Below are 14,620 nucleotides of genomic sequence, written 5' to 3'. Positions count from 1 at the left end.
CCTACGGCTTCACCCCGGCCACCTTCGCCCGTTCGAGCAGCCGCTGCGCCAGCCTGAGATGCGGGCGGTCGTACATCTTGCCGTCGATGCCGACCACACCGGGGTTGCCCGCTGCCTCGAAGGCGGCGACCACCGCCGCCGCATGGGCGGCCGCATCGGCCGTCGGCGTGAAGGCCTCGTTGATGACGGCAACCTGGTACGGGTGGATCGCCATCTTGGCGGTGAAGCCGTCGCGTTCGGCTTCGATGCATTCGACCCTGAGGCCGTCGAGATCCCGGAAGTTGACGAAGACGGTGTCGATGGCCGCCGTGTCGGCCGCCGCGGCCCCAAGGATGGTCATCGTGCGCGCGAGCCGGAAGACATCCGTGTAGCGGCCGGCGTCGTCGCGCGCCGCGCGCGCGCCGATCGCCGCCGACAGGTCCTCGGCGCCCCAGGTCAGGCCGGCAAGGCGGGCGCTCGCACCCGCATAGGTCCCAGTCGAAAGCACCCCTGCGGCGGTTTCGGTGACGATCGGGATGATGCGGATCGCACCGTCGGGCAGGCCGTTTTCGGCCTCGTGAACCCTGAGCTTGGTCGACAGGTGCTGCACGTCGGCGCCGGAATTCGACTTGGGCAGCATGATGCCGTGGGGCGATACAGGGATGATGGCCCTGAGGTCGTCGTCGGTCATCCCGGTCGCGAGATCGTTGACGCGGACGTAGATCGAGGCACTGGTGGCGTCGCGCCTGGCGGCGATGAAGTCGGCGGCAACCGCGCGGGCATGCGCCTTGTTCTGTTGGGCGACCGAGTCCTCCAGGTCGACGATGACCACGTCGGCGCCGGAGGCGAAGCCGCGTTCGAGCTTCTTTTCCGAATCTCCCGGGACGAACAGCAGCGACCGCATCAGCCGGCCTTCTTCAACATCATCGCCTGGCGCCGGCATTTGGCGACCAGCGCACCGTCCTGATTATAGGCGCGATGCTCGAATTCGACGATGCCGCGATCGGGTTTCGACTTCGATTCGCGCACCGACAGCACCTCGGTTTCGACGCGGATCGTGTCGCCGTGGAAGACCGGGTGCGGGAAGATCGTCTCGGTCATGCCGAGATTGCCGATGGTGGTGCCGAGTGTGGTGTCGTGCACCGAAATGCCGATCATCAGGCCGAGCGTGAACAGCGAATTGACCAGCGGCTTGCCCCATTCGCTCTTGGCGGCGAAGTCGAAATCGATGTGCAATGGCTGGGGATTGAGCGTCATTGTCGAGAACAGCATGTTGTCGCTCTCGGTAACCGACTTGGTGAGCTGATGGCGGATCACCTGACCGACCACGAATTCCTCGAGATGAAGCCCGGCCATCCGCATTTCCCTCCTGTGGTCCGAGGTTGATAGGCGCTGGCCGCGACGGGGGCAAGCGGGTTAACGGATATGGTGAACCGTTCGTAAACCATTTCCTTCTAAAGTAATTCATGGGGTTTGGCGCAATTTTCCGGGGACGAAGGCGGATGGTTGTCTCGCATTTCCTGAGGTGGATCGAGACTGCGAGAGTGGGTGAGCGCGCGTCCGCGGCCGCAGCGCTCGCGACGGCCTACATCACCCGCGAACTGCCCTTCGAGGACCGCTGTGCCGCCGAGGCAGCCCTGACCCTCCTGCTCGACGACCCTTCGCCAAAAGTCCGACAGGCCATGGCGGAGGCGATGTCGATGAGCATGAATGCGCCGGTCCAGGTGATCGCCGCATTGGCCTCGGACCAGCCGGAAGTTGCGGCGCTCGTGCTGGCGCGCTCGCCCTTGCTCAGCGATGCGGATCTGATCGACCGCGTGGCGTCCGGCCCGGTTGCCGTTCAGAAGATCGTCGCCGACCGGCCGGTGGTGTCCATGGCGCTCGCCGCGGCCCTGGCCGAAGTTGGCGAGGCGGAAGCCTGCGCCACCCTCGTCGGCAATTATGGGGCCGACATCGCGGCCCTGAGCTTCCGGCGGATTGCCGAGCGTCACGGTCATGACGCGCGGCTGCGCGAGGCGCTCGTCGCCGACCCGCGCCTGCCTTCCGATTGCCGCCACCTGCTCCTGGTCAGGCTGGGCGAGGCGCTGAAGGCCTCGCCGCTCGTCATGGCGTCGATCGGCGCAGCCCGCGCGGAACGGGTCACGCGCGAGGCCTGCGTCAGGGCTTCCCTTGGCATCGTCGAGACCACGCGTGCCGAAGAGCATGCCGCGCTGGTCGAACATCTGCGGCTGCGCGGCGACCTGACGACGAGCTTCCTCATTCGTGTCCTTGCCCACGGCAAGGTGGATTTCTTCGGAGCGGCGCTCGTGGTGCTGACCGGCCGCGACCAGGATCGGGTGAGGGCGCTGCTTGCGACTGGCCAGGACCTGGCAGTGGCTGCGCTGTTGCGGGCGGCGGGTTTGGGCGATGCAACCCACGCCATCATCCTGCGGGCGCTGAAGGTCTGGCGCGAAGTGGCGAACGGGCGCCGGGTCGCCGGTGCCCAGGAGGTGAGCTGGCTGATGCTCAGGGAACTTGGCGGCCAGTCCGCCGAGGGCGAGCTGGCCGGGCTGGTGAAGTCCATCCACCTCGACGCCCTGCGCGAGAACGCCCGCGGCCACGCCCTGGCGATCGCCGCAGCCTAGCCAAGGCCTTCCGGATTGTGCGTGCATAGGAACCGCTCTATCTTCTGTTTATGCGCCACGCGGCCCGAACCACGAATACGCCGGAAGGAATAAAGCCCCTGGTCGATGCCATCAGAGGGCGGTTTTCGCCGGAGTCCATTTGGCTGTTCGGCAGCCGGGCACGGGGGGACAATCGCGAGGATAGCGATTGGGACATACTGGTAGCACTTCCCAACGATGCCGATGAGAATCTGCTCGACCCCTTGGTAGGGTGGTCTATTCAGCGGGAGTTCGGCATTCCGGCGACCGTTGTATTCACCCTCGCCGACGATCTGGAGGCGAGCTGGGGCTCTCCCAACACACTTGGCTACGCGCTGGCGCGTGATGGTCGCCGCCTGGATGATTGAAGCCAAGACCATCGCAAATGGTCTGAGGCTGGCGAGTGGCTGCCTGGCAGACGCGCGTACCCTTGTGCAGAGCGGCTCGCGAAATGCGGCCTATCTTGCCGAGCAGTGCCTGGAGCAAATCGTCAGGTCGCTGGCGACCTCCGAAGGCCTGCACATCGAGAGGCATGACGCACATCAACTGGACAAGGTGGTCCGCAGGTTCCCCGACGACCATCCGGAGAAAGAAGCCTTGAACGGCCTGGTCTGGCTGGAAGCCTACGCCACGACATTTTGCTACACGTCACCATCCGGCCAGATACCCAAGACGCCGAGCGTCGAAAGACTGAACCAAGCGTTGGACGCTTTGGCGCAGCTGCAGGAACGCGTAGTCGCGCACTTCGGTGTCGAATTGAACAGCGACGGTTCACCCGCAAAGTCAGTTCCGCCGATGCGGAAATGGAATGCGGGGCGAACCTGAGGCGCAAGCCCGGCGCTAGATGTCCAGCGCCTCCGACTGGGCGAACTCGGCACGTTCCTGGATGAAGCGGAAACGGGCTTCCGGTTTGGTTCCCATCAGCGAGTCGACGGCAACCTTGGTCTCTTCCTCGTCGTCGATGACCTCGACGCGCAGCAGCGTGCGCTTCTTCGGGTCCATCGTCGTTTCCTTGAGCTGCGAGGCCATCATCTCGCCCAGGCCCTTGAAGCGCCCGATCTCGATCTTGCCGCGGCCGCTGAACTCGGTGCGCAGCAACTCGTCCTTGTGGGCGTCGTTGCGGGCATAGGCGACCTTGCCGCCCTGGCGGATGGAGTAGAGCGGCGGAACCGCCATGTAGAGGTGGCCGCCACGGACGAGTTGCGGCATCTCCTGGTAGAAGAAGGTGATGAGCAGCGAGGCGATGTGGGCGCCGTCGACGTCGGCATCGGTCATGATGATGACGCGGTCGTAGCGAAGGTCCTCTTCGCGGTACTTCGACCGCGTGCCGCAACCGAGAGCCTGGATGAGGTCGCCGATCAGCTGGTTCGACGCCAGCTTGTCGTTGCCGGCGCTGGCGACGTTGAGGATCTTGCCGCGCAGCGGCAGGATCGCCTGCATCGAGCGGTCGCGCGCCTGCTTGGCCGAACCACCTGCCGAGTCGCCCTCGACGATGAAGAGTTCGGCGCCCGCGGCGGCGTTCTGGGTGCAGTCGGCGAGCTTGCCGGGCAGGCGCAGCTTGCGCACGGCGCTCTTGCGCGACACTTCCTTTTCCTGGCGCCGCCGCACGCGCTCGTCGGCGCGCGCGATCACCCAGTCGAGGAGCTTGGAGGCTTCCTGCGGGTTGTCGGCCAGCCAATGGTCGAACGGATCGCGGAGCGCCGTCTCGACGATGCGCATGGCCTCGACGGTCGCCAGCTTGTCCTTGGTCTGGCCGACGAATTCGGGCTCGCGGATGAACACCGACAGCATGCCCGCGGCCGAGATCATCACGTCCTCTGAGGTGACGATCGAGGCGCGCTTGTTGCCGACGAGATCGGCATGGGCGCGCAAGCCGCGCGTCAGCACGTTGCGGAAGCCCATCTCATGGGTGCCGCCGTCGCCGGTCGGAATGGTGTTGCAGTAGGAATTGATGAAGCCGTCGCCGCCAAACCAGGTGACGGCCCATTCGAGCGAACCGTGGCCGCCCTGCTTCTCACTCTTGCCGGCGAAGATCTCGCGCGTGACCTGCATCTCGTCGCCGAGCGAGGCCTTGAGATAGTCGCCGAGCCCGCCGGGGAAGTGGAAGACGGCCTTGGCCGGCGTTTCGTCGTTCTCCTTGATGAGCGAGGCATCGCAGCTCCAGCGGATTTCGACGCCGCCGAACAGATAGGCCTTGGAACGCGCCATCCTGTAGATGCGGGCCGGCAGGAAATGCGCGCCCTTGCCGAAGATGTCGGGATCGGGATGGAAGCGGACCTTGGTGCCGCGCCGGTTGTGAACGTCGCCGAGGCTTTCGAGCCCGCCCTGGGGGATGCCGCGTGAAAAGCGCTGGCGATAGAGCTGGCGTCCGCGCGCCACCTCGACCTCGAGCTGATCGGACAGCGCGTTGACCACCGACACGCCGACGCCATGCAGGCCGCCCGAGGTCTCGTAGACCTTGGAGTCGAACTTGCCGCCGGCATGCAGCGTCGTCATGATGACTTCGAGCGCCGACTTGTTCTTGAACTTGGGGTGCGGATCGACGGGGATGCCGCGGCCGTTGTCGGTGACGGTCAGGAACCCTTCGGCGTCGAGTTCGACGTCGATGAAGGTCGCATGGCCGGCGACCGCCTCGTCCATCGAGTTGTCGATGACTTCGGCGAAGAGATGGTGCAGCGCCTTCTCGTCAGTGCCGCCGATATACATGCCCGGACGGCGCCGGACGGGCTCGAGCCCCTCCAGAACCTCGATGTCGGCAGCGCTGTAGCTGTCGCTGGCGTCCTTTGCCGGCGCCGGACGCTTGGCCACGGCCGCGGCCTGGACCAGCGGGTCGGCAGGACGGGTGGCGGGTCGGGCGGGCTGCTTGTCGAGATTGCCGAAAAGGTCGCTGTTGTCGTCCATGCTCAATACGGTTTTTCCGCGCTGCGAATCACTTGTTCGAGTTTGCCAGTTTTGCCCGCCCGGCAACAGTTCCGGTTCTGTTCGTGCACCGCGCCCGATATGCCGCGTCCGGCACGTCGAGCGCAACGATTTGTAAACGCTATCCGAACTCGCGCTTGTGCGACGATGATGGATGCAGCCTTATGCAGTTGCCCCAAGGGCAAAACGCCCGATAACTGCTGCCCGAACAATCGGACAAGCAGGAAAGCGGGGCGCCCGTGCTCGACTTCGGTTCCCTTTTGCTCGCGACCGCCCTGTCCGGCGCATGTCTGAGCGGAACGCTGCTTGCCATCTGGCTGACCGCGCGCCAGGCCCGTTTCATCGTCACGATGGCGGCGGGGATACTACTTCTCGTCCTCCATGTCATCGCATTTTGGCAATATGGCCGCAACGCCACGCCATGGCTCGGGCAATTGACCCTGATACTGCTGGTGGCCGGCTTCTTCGTCATCCTGTGGTCGACGGCGCAGTATCTCGATCGTAGCTGGCACAGGGTGGCCGCAGCGCCCGTGCTGGTGGTGACCGTGCTGATCTTGGCGGTGACGGCCGGAAGCTACGATGGGCTGGGCTTCGTGCTCGCCTATTCCACCGTCACGGCGCTGCTGGTGGTGATCGCTTCCATGTTCTGGGCGGCCGGCGAGTATGACCGGCGCATTCTGGCTGCTGTCACCATGCTTTCCGGCAGCGCGGCAATCTCCTTTGCGCTCTGCGCCTTGGTTCTGGTGGCCAACGGGCAGTGGTCGCTGGGCACCGTTCCCAGGAATTGGGCCGAAGACTTGAACACCGCAGTCGTGGTCGCCTGTATGACCGCGCTCGGCGCGCTGACCATCTCGCTGCATCATCTGCGCACTCAGCGGCAGCTGACGGCGCAGACTTTGACCGATCCGCTGACCGGGCTGCTGAACCGCCGGGCGCTGACGATGTTCCATGGCAACACGCACTTCGGTTCCGGGATGGCGCTCGCCATGTTCGACCTCGATCATTTCAAGCGGACGAACGACCTGTTCGGTCACGCTGTCGGCGACACCGTCCTGCAGCGTTTCGCCGACGTGGTCAGGAAACACGCCCGGGATGGCGTCGAGGGCTTTCGGTTGGGCGGCGAGGAGTTTGCAGTCGTCATGTCCGGCATACCCCCCATCGAGGCGCATGAAATCCTGTGCACGATCGGTGCCGCTTTTGGCGCCGAGATCGTCGTGACCAAGCTCGGACCGCTGCGCAGCACGGTCAGCGTCGGCATCTGCTTCGGCGACGAGCACGCGGCGACGCTCGAGCAGATGCTGATCGGCGCCGACGCGGCACTTTATGCCGCCAAGCGGGCAGGGCGGAACCGGGTTGCCACCGCAGAAGCAGTGGGCGACGCGAGGTTCCGCGAGCCCGAGCTGCTCTTTGCGTAGACTGTGGGGAAGCTGGCGGCTCCCGTTCGCTGCCAACGAGCCTGAAGCAAATCGGCGGCGCCCGTGGGGTGCGCCGCCGATGAAGGTGGTTGCCGTCAGGTTTACTCGGCGGCGCCGAGATACTCCGTCAGCGGCGGGCACGAGCAGACCAGGTTGCGGTCGCCGGCGACGTTGTCGATGCGCGACACCGGCGACCAGTACTTGGCCGTGGTGTCGGGATCGCAGCCCGGATAGGCCGCCTCGAGGCGCGAGTAGGGGTGCTTCCACTCGCCCGCAAGCGTCTCGGTTGCGGTGTGCGGGGCGTTGACCAGCGGATTGTCGTCCTTCGGCCATTCGCCCTTCTCGACCTTGGCAGCCTCTGCCGCGATCGCCGCCATCGCCTCGCAGAAGCGGTCGATCTCGCGCTTCGGCTCGGATTCGGTCGGCTCGACCATCAGCGTGCCGGCGACCGGCCACGACATGGTCGGCGCATGGAAGCCGTAGTCGATCAGGCGCTTGGCGACGTCCTCGACGGTGATGCCGGCGCGTTCCTTGAGCACGCGGGTGTCGAGGATGCACTCATGCGCCACGCGGCCGTTCCTGCCCTTGAACAGCACCGGATAGTGCGCCTCGAGCCTGGTGGCGATGTAGTTGGCGTTGAGGATCGCCTGCTCGGTGGCCTGCTTGAGGCCCGACGCGCCCATCATCCGGATGTACATCCAGGTGATCGGCAGGATCGAGGCGCTGCCGAAGGGAGCGGCCGAGACCGCATGGTCGCTGCCGGCTTCCACATGGCCCGGCACGAAGGGCGCGAGATGCGCCTTGACGCCGATCGGCCCGACGCCGGGTCCGCCGCCGCCATGCGGGATGCAGAAGGTCTTGTGCAGGTTCATGTGGCAGACGTCGGCGCCGATGTCGGCCGGCCGGGCGAGCCCGACCATGGCGTTCAGGTTGGCGCCGTCGAAATAGACCTGACCGCCATGCGCATGCACGATTTCGCAGATGTCGCGCGCGCCTTCCTCGAACACGCCGTGCGTCGAGGGGTAGGTGAACATCAGCGCCGCTAGCTTGTCGGCGTGCTGCTCGGCCTTGACCTTGAGATCGGTGATGTCGATGTCGCCGTCGTCGAGGCAGTGAACGACCACCACGTCCATGCCGGCCATGGCCGCACTTGCCGGATTGGTGCCATGCGCAGAGGACGGGATCAGGCAGATGTTGCGCTGCGTCTCGCCACGCGAGCGGTGGTAGCGGCGGATGGCCAAGAGGCCGGCATATTCGCCCTGGCTGCCGGCGTTCGGCTGCAGGCTGACGGCGTCAAAGCCGGTGATCTCGCACAGCCATGCCTCGAGGTCGTCGGTCATCGCGCGATAGCCGAGCGAATGGCTGGTCGGCGCGAAGGGATGCAGGTTCGCGACCGACGGCCAGCTGACCGGCATCATCTCGGCTGCGGCATTGAGCTTCATGGTGCAGGAGCCGAGCGGGATCATGGCGCGGTCGAGGGCGAGATCCTTGTCGGCGAGCCGGCGCAGGAAGCGCATCATTTCCGTTTCCGAGCGGTTCTCATGGAACACCGGCTGGGTCAGGAAATCCTTGCCGCGCGGCTTGCCGGGCAGGGCGCGCCTGGCCTCCTTCGGGGCCTTGGCGCCGAACAAGGTGGCAACGGCCTCGAGGTCGGCTTCGGTCGAGGTCTCGTCGAAGGCGACCGACACATGGTCGGCGTCGATGATCCGCAGCAGGCGGCCGATCTTCTCGGCCTCTGATGCAAGTGCCTCGGCCTTGCCCTTGGCTTCCACCGTGACGGTATCGAAACGCTGGGTGCCGGAGACGGTCACGCCGGCAGCCTTGAGGCCTTCGGCCAGGCGGGCGGCAAGACCATGGACGCGCTCGGCGATCGCCTGCAGGCCGGCCGGGCCGTGCCAGATGGCGAAGGACGCCGCCATGTTGGCGAGCAGCGCCTGCGCCGTGCAGATGTTCGACGTCGCCTTGTCGCGGCGGATGTGCTGCTCGCGCGTCTGCAGCGCCAAGCGGTAGCCGGGACGGCCCTTGCTGTCGACCGACTGGCCGACGAGGCGGCCCGGCATCAGGCGGGTCAGCTTGTCGGAGACGGCGCAATAGGCGGCGTGTGGGCCGCCGAAGCCCATCGGCACGCCGAAGCGCTGCATCGAGCCTACGGCAATGTCGGCGCCGAGGCTGGCGGGCGCGTCGGTTACGGTCAGGCCGAGCGGGTCGGAGACGAAGATGACGATGGCGCCGACGGCCTTGGCCTTTTCGATCGCCGCCTTGTGGTCGCCATAGACGCCGTTGGTGTCGGGCCAGGAAACGATGAGCGCTGCAGTGTTGTCGTCGATGGTCTCGCCGTCGATCTCGGTGCCCAGCGGCTCGGCGCGGGTGCGCACGACGTCGAGCGTCTGCGGATGCGGTTTGCCTGCGAGCGCGACGCGGCTGCGCTTGTCGCGGTGGTGGCGGAGCGCAATGCCGACGGCCTCGGCCACGGCGGTTGCCTCGTCGAGCAGCGAGGCGGAAGCCACCGGCAGGCCGGTGAGTTCCGCGACCAGCGTCTGGAAGTGGAACAGCAGTTCGAGGCGGCCCTGGCTGATTTCGGCCTGGTAGGGCGTGTAGGCGGTGTACCAGGCCGGGTTCTCGAACAGGTTGCGCTGGATGACCGGCGGCACGTTGACGCCGTGATAGCCGGCGCCGATGAAGCTCTTCAGCACCTTGTTGCGGCCCATCTTTTCGCCGAGTTCGGCGAGCGCTTCATGCTCGGATGCCGGCGCCGGCAGGTTGAGCGCCCGATCGAGCCGGATCGACTTCGGCACGGCCTGCGAGATCAGCGTTTCCACAGACGGCACGCCGATGGCGGCGAGCATGGCGCGGGCATCAGCCGCGCCGGGCCCGATGTGGCGGGCCGAAAAGGGATAGGGTGCAGTGGTCATCTCAGTGATCCTGTCAACCGATATGGGCTTTGTAGCCGGCCTCGTCCATGAGGCCATCGAGCTGGGAAGCGTTCGCCAGCTTCATCTTCCAGAGCCAGCCTTCGCCGGTGGCCGAGTTGTTGACGAGCGCCGGGTCGCCCGACAGCGCGCCGTTGGCCTCGGTGATCTCGCCGTCGACCGGAGCGTAGACGTCCGACGCGGCCTTGACGGATTCGACGACCACCGCCACGTCGCCCTTGGCGAGCTTGCGGCCGGCTTCCGGCAGTTCGACGAACACCAGGTCTCCGAGCTGTTCCTGGGCGTAGTCGGTGATGCCGACGGTGGCGATATCGCCTTCGACGCGGATCCACTCGTGGTCTTCGGTGAAATAGGTCTTGGTCATCGAAATTATCCTTTGCGGTAGCGATGCTGCGTGAAGGGAAGGGCGTGGACGTCGACGGGCACCTTGGTACCGCGCACGTCGGCGAAGAGGCGGGTGCCGGCCTTGGCCAGCGAGGCCGAGACGTAGCCCATGGCGACCGGGAAGCCGGCCGACGGGCCGAAGCCGCCCGAGGCGACGCGACCAGCGGGCTTGCCGTCGGCGTCGAACAGTTCGGCGCCGGAGCGCACCGGCTGGCGGCCCTCCGGCTTCAGGCCGACGCGCTTCTGCGCCGGGCCCTCGGCGAGGATCCTTGCCAGTGCTGCGCGGCCGATGAACTTGCCTTCGGCGCGCAATTCCTTGGGGATCGCCCACATCAGGCCGGCGCTGGCCGGGTCGTTGTCGGGGGTGATGTCGTTGCCATGCAGGCAGAGCCCGGCCTCGAGGCGCAGGCTGTCGCGCGCGGCGAGCCCGATCCACATGGCACGCTCGTCGGCAAGCAGCTTGCCGACGAGTTCACGGGCATCGGCCACCGGCAGGCCGATCTCGAAACCGTCCTCGCCGGTATAGCCCGAGCGGCTCATGAACCAGTCGGCGCGCGGCTCGAAGCCCTGCATGAAGAACAGGTCGTCGGTGGCGATGCCGGCCTTGGCCAGGACGGCTGCCGCTTCCGGCCCCTGGATCGCCAGGAACACGCGGTCGAGCGGCTCGACCTTCGCGTCGTAGTCCTCGGCCAGCGCCCGCAGATGCGCCTCGTCGGTCGCGGCATTGCCGGCGTTCGCCACCACCATGAAGCGCTCGTCGCCGAGCCGGGTGATGATCAGGTCGTCGATGATGCCGGCCATCCCCGTCAGGAAGAAGGTGTACTTCGACTGACGGAACTCCAGGGCGCGGGCGTCGAGCGGGCAGGCGCGGTTGAGAAGGTCAGCGGCACCCGGTCCGGTGACCAGGAACAGCTTCATGTGGGAGATGTCGAACAGGCCGACATGCTCGCGGGTGTGAAGATGCTCCTTCATCACCCCGGCGGGATAGGTCAGCGGCATGTGCCAGCCGGCGAATGCGCCGAAACGCGCGCCAGCTGCTGCATGCAGGTCTTCGAGTGGCAGATGAAGTGTCGTGTCACCAGTCATGGCTCCTCCAGAGTCGCACGTTACCAGCCGCTTGTGGCAGCCATTCCGTGCCCCTCTGTCTGAAGCCTGAGAGACTTGCGCCCCGGAACTCTGTCGGCAGCGCTTACACCTTCGGCGCGGGACCAGGGTCCCGACTTTCCAGAGTGTCCTTCCCGTTTACGGTTCTTTTGCCTGAGAGATTTCGGGCGATTTCCCCTTCGGCGTCAGCTTTCGCTGCTCTCTCCCGCAAACAGGTGGAGCCCGCAAAGGCCCCAGACGAGTCGTCAATATCCCAACGCCGACACTTTGTCACCTGTCCGCGCAGCGCTTATTCACCTGACCGAATGGTGCATGGTCCACCCGTTCGGGTAGTCCACGCTGACGAATCAGATGCCGCCATACCAGTCGTAGCCGCGATCCTCCCAGTAGCCGCCCTTGCCGAGGCCCATGGCGCCGAAGCTGTCGACCAGCTCGATGCCCTTGAGATATTTCGGCATCTTGTAGCCGAGCTGGCGTTCTACCCTGGCCCTGAGCGGTGCGCCGTTCTCGACGGGCAGCGGCTTGCCGTTGACCGCGTAGGCCAGGATCGTCTGCGGGTGGCGGGCGTCGATCAGGTCGATCGAGCCGTAATATTTGACCTCGCCGGAGAGGCTGTTCTCGATGGTGTCGAGGCAGTGGAAGACGACGTAGCGCGCGGCGGGCTTCACGACTGCCGCGTCGAGCACGAGTGAAAGCGGCACGCCGGTCCATTTGGCGATGCAGCTCCAGCCCTCGACGCAGTCGTGCCGGGTGATCTGGGTACGCGCCGGCATGTTCATCAGTTGTGACCTGGTCAGCGACAGCGGCTTTTCGACCAGGCCGGTCACTTCCAGCCGCCAGTCGGCGAAGTCGTTGGCGAGCAGCGCCTTGTAGGTCTCGTCGTCGGGCGCGGTGACGCCGTTCGGGCGCTGCGGCTGGCGGATGTCGGTCTCGGAATATTCCTGGGCCAGGCTGTCGCGGCCCGCGAGCAGCCGTTGCGCGCGGTAGGTGAGGTCGTTGGCGCCTTCGAGGAAGTTGCGCACGCGATCGTCGCGATCCTGAAGGAAGTCGAAGGCGTCGCAGCCGGAAAGGGCAAGGCCGGACAGGCCGAGCGATGCCGCGGTCAGGAAGCGTCGGCGGGCGAGCTGGAAATTTTGCATGTCAGGCGCTCCTGTCGGAGGTGTCGGCCTCGGGTTTCGGTGGGTCGGCGCGGTACCAGCCGGTGACGATCGAACGCAGCTCGTTGATCGGTCCGGCTGCCAGGATCATCAGCATGTGGACTACGAAGAAGGCGACCAGCAGCAGCATGGTGGCAAAGTGGATCGTACGTGCGGTCTGCCTGCCGCCCAGCATGTCGGTCAGGAACGGCACCGCGGCGTTCATGCTCGGAGACATGGCGAGCCCGGTGACGATCATCAGCGGCAGGAGGACGAACAGCACGCCGCCATAGGCGAGCTTCTGCAGCGTGTTGTAGTCGCGTCCATGGTGGAACTTCAGCCTGGCATGGTCGGCAATGTCCCGCGGCAGCCTCCTGAGATCGTCGCTCGTGGGGGTGAGGTCGCGGCGCAGGTGGCCGTTCCACAGGCTGGCGGCGAGCCAGGCGGCAAGCGTCGCCGTCAGCAGCCAGGCGAAGAAGAAGTGGACGACGCGGCCAGTGGCTAGATCCTGGCCCGACGGGATCGTCGCCCAGGACGGGAAGGCGCGGGCGCGCAGATTGTCCTCGCGCCCGGACAGCCCAAACACCCCCGTGGTGGTGAATCTGTGTCCGAATATTTCCGCGTAACCGATTGGCTGGGCTTGATAATAGTCGGAGCCGATGGTCAGCACGCTGTTGTCGAACTGGAAGCCCGATTGCCGGCCGATGTAGAGCGCCGGATGGGCGTTGAATATCTGCAGGCCGCTGAGCAGCAGGAAGAACAGACTGAGGGCCCAGACCCAGTGGGTGGCGCGCGTCCAGCGCGTCTGCCGGTAGATCAGGTCGCCGCGCCGAGGTTGCCGCACGATTGGCTCGGGTGCTTGCTCGTCCATGCCGCCAGCCTCCCATTGTCTCGCCGAAGGGGTCGGCGTCGCGATGATATTGGCCAAGCTACGGGCGGCGGTCGCCGAAGGTTTCGAAGCTGGAACGACATGGGCGTGATGCCGCTCAGTTTGCGAGCGATACCACGAGATTGACGGCGGCTGCGACGATGATGGTGTTGAAGAAGAACGACACGATGGAATGGACCAGGACAGCCTGGCGCATCGGTGTCGAAGAGATGTTGGTGTCGGCCGTCTGGGCGGTCATGCCGATGACCACGGAGAAGTAGAGGAAGTCCCAGCCGCAGGGCCGGCCGGTTTCGGGAAAGATCAATCCGCCCATGGGCTTATGGCCGGGAGCGGAATCCGTTTCATCGCTTCCGTCGCCTTTCCAGTAGAGATGGGCATAGTGCAGCGCCGTCATGGCGTGGAGGGTGAACCAGCCCAGCGGCAGCGACAGCAGCGAGAAGGCGAGCGGGATGGCGCCCGCGGCCTCGCGGCCGTTGATCAGCATGAAAAGCGAGCCGACCGCGGCGCCGATGATGGCGACGGTGACGAGGAATATGATGCCGACCGGCTCGTCGGTTTCCTGCGCACGCAGGCTCAGGTAGTCGGCGCTCAATGCCGGCATCTCGCGCAGCACCAAGGCGGCATAGACGATGAAGAAGGCATTCGCGCCGATGGCGAAGGCCAGTGGCTGATCGAGCGCCCAGGCGACCGCAAGTGCCGCCAGGCCGATGGCGGCGCTGATCTTGAAGACGAAATGGCGCCCGAACGGCTTCATCCGCCCTGTGCCCCGCGGATCGCCCGCCGCGCCGTCTGGTCGAGTGCCCCGAGGAAGCGCGACCGGTCTTGCGGCGTGAAGCCGGCATTGTAGCCCTTGCTCTCGCCGGTTTCGCGCAGGTGCTGCTTGAGGTCGCGCATCGCCACCGCCATGCCGATGGTCTCGGGCGTGAATGGCTTGCCTGTCGGCCCGAGCACATAGGCGCCCAGCGCCACGCTGCGGCTCGCCAGCGGAATGTCGGCGGTGACGACGATGTCGTTGGCCTTGGCGTTCTCGACGATCCAGTCGTCGGCCGCGTCCGCGCTCTTCGAAACGACGACGTTGCGGACCATCGGATCGCGCGACGGCCTCAGCCCGCCGTTGGAAACGAAGGTCACCGCCAGTCCGAGACGGTCGGCGACCTTCACCACTTCGTCTTTCACGGGACAGGCGTCGGCATCGACATAGATGATGGGATTGGTGTCCATC

At 65.9% G+C, this 14,620-nt stretch carries 14 protein-coding genes and 1 riboswitch; of the genes, 4 read left to right on the top strand and 10 right to left on the bottom strand.

Annotated features, from left to right (window positions below; all coding sequences use genetic code 11):
- Position 1 precedes the first annotated feature (1 nt).
- Entirely contained in the window at positions 2-883 is an 882-nt protein-coding gene (locus J2X50_RS12000; protein WP_429095066.1) for an HpcH/HpaI aldolase/citrate lyase family protein, read from the bottom strand.
- Entirely contained in the window at positions 883-1,335 is a 453-nt protein-coding gene (locus J2X50_RS11995; protein ID WP_429095064.1) for a MaoC family dehydratase, read from the bottom strand. Before J2X50_RS11995 ends, J2X50_RS12000 begins: the two co-directional genes overlap by 1 nt.
- 146 nt (positions 1,336-1,481) lie before the next feature.
- Between J2X50_RS11995 and J2X50_RS11990 the strand changes: the two genes are divergently transcribed.
- The 3 genes from J2X50_RS11990 to J2X50_RS11980 are packed head-to-tail and all read left to right on the top strand — an operon-like array spanning position 1,482 to position 3,446.
- The gene (locus tag J2X50_RS11990; protein ID WP_429095063.1) at positions 1,482-2,603 is read left to right on the top strand and encodes a DUF2336 domain-containing protein; all 1,122 of its coding nucleotides are present in this window, start codon (positions 1,482-1,484) and stop codon (positions 2,601-2,603) included.
- Positions 2,604-2,653: 50 nt separating this feature from the next.
- On the top strand, positions 2,654-2,989 hold the full coding sequence (locus J2X50_RS11985; RefSeq protein WP_340037391.1) for a nucleotidyltransferase domain-containing protein: 336 nt from the start codon (positions 2,654-2,656) through the stop codon (positions 2,987-2,989).
- Complete coding sequence (locus tag J2X50_RS11980; protein WP_429095060.1) at positions 2,964-3,446, top strand: hypothetical protein; 483 nt, start codon at positions 2,964-2,966, stop codon at positions 3,444-3,446. The genes J2X50_RS11985 and J2X50_RS11980 overlap by 26 nt, the downstream gene beginning before the upstream one ends.
- Positions 3,447-3,461: 15 nt before the next feature.
- Here the strand turns inward: J2X50_RS11980 and parE are convergent, their stop codons facing one another.
- On the bottom strand, positions 3,462-5,522 hold the full coding sequence (parE, locus tag J2X50_RS11975) for a DNA topoisomerase IV subunit B (protein ID WP_429095131.1): 2,061 nt from the start codon (positions 5,520-5,522) through the stop codon (positions 3,462-3,464).
- Between the two features lie 257 nt (positions 5,523-5,779).
- Here parE and J2X50_RS11970 point away from each other — a divergent pair, with 257 nt between their 5' ends.
- Entirely contained in the window at positions 5,780-6,955 is a 1,176-nt protein-coding gene (locus J2X50_RS11970; RefSeq protein WP_429095057.1) for a diguanylate cyclase, read from the top strand.
- 101 nt (positions 6,956-7,056) lie between these two features.
- Here J2X50_RS11970 and gcvP read toward each other — a convergent pair whose 3' ends face one another.
- From gcvP to J2X50_RS11935, 7 genes are all read right to left on the bottom strand, one after another.
- Positions 7,057-9,867, bottom strand: coding sequence for an aminomethyl-transferring glycine dehydrogenase (gcvP, locus tag J2X50_RS11965; protein WP_429095055.1), 2,811 nt, complete (start codon positions 9,865-9,867; stop codon positions 7,057-7,059).
- A gap of 13 nt (positions 9,868-9,880) precedes the next feature.
- Positions 9,881-10,249 (bottom strand): glycine cleavage system protein GcvH, encoded by a 369-nt coding sequence (gene gcvH / locus J2X50_RS11960; protein WP_429095053.1) that lies wholly within the window; start codon positions 10,247-10,249, stop codon positions 9,881-9,883.
- A gap of 5 nt (positions 10,250-10,254) precedes the next feature.
- The gene (gcvT, locus tag J2X50_RS11955; RefSeq protein ID WP_429095052.1) at positions 10,255-11,355 is read right to left on the bottom strand and encodes a glycine cleavage system aminomethyltransferase GcvT; all 1,101 of its coding nucleotides are present in this window, start codon (positions 11,353-11,355) and stop codon (positions 10,255-10,257) included.
- Positions 11,356-11,504: 149 nt separating this feature from the next.
- Positions 11,505-11,591: riboswitch (glycine riboswitch) on the bottom strand.
- Between the two features lie 129 nt (positions 11,592-11,720).
- Positions 11,721-12,512, bottom strand: coding sequence for a molybdopterin-binding protein (locus J2X50_RS11950; RefSeq protein ID WP_429095049.1), 792 nt, complete (start codon positions 12,510-12,512; stop codon positions 11,721-11,723).
- A gap of 1 nt (position 12,513) precedes the next feature.
- On the bottom strand, positions 12,514-13,380 hold the full coding sequence (locus J2X50_RS11945; RefSeq protein WP_429095047.1) for a cytochrome b/b6 domain-containing protein: 867 nt from the start codon (positions 13,378-13,380) through the stop codon (positions 12,514-12,516).
- A gap of 115 nt (positions 13,381-13,495) precedes the next feature.
- Positions 13,496-14,152 carry a DUF1345 domain-containing protein gene (locus J2X50_RS11940; RefSeq protein WP_429095046.1) on the bottom strand — a complete coding sequence of 219 codons (657 nt, stop codon included), beginning with the start codon at positions 14,150-14,152 and terminating at the stop codon, positions 13,496-13,498.
- Positions 14,149-14,619, bottom strand: a complete 471-nt coding sequence (locus J2X50_RS11935) for a YaiI/YqxD family protein (RefSeq protein ID WP_429095128.1) — start codon at positions 14,617-14,619, stop codon at positions 14,149-14,151. Before J2X50_RS11935 ends, J2X50_RS11940 begins: the two co-directional genes overlap by 4 nt.
- Between the last annotated feature and the right edge of the window lies 1 nt (position 14,620).

The sequence above is a fragment of the Aminobacter sp. BE322 genome, from assembly GCF_050433525.1.
GTDB lineage: Bacteria > Pseudomonadota > Alphaproteobacteria > Rhizobiales > Rhizobiaceae > Aminobacter.
This window is presented reverse-complemented; position numbering and strand designations above follow the sequence as displayed.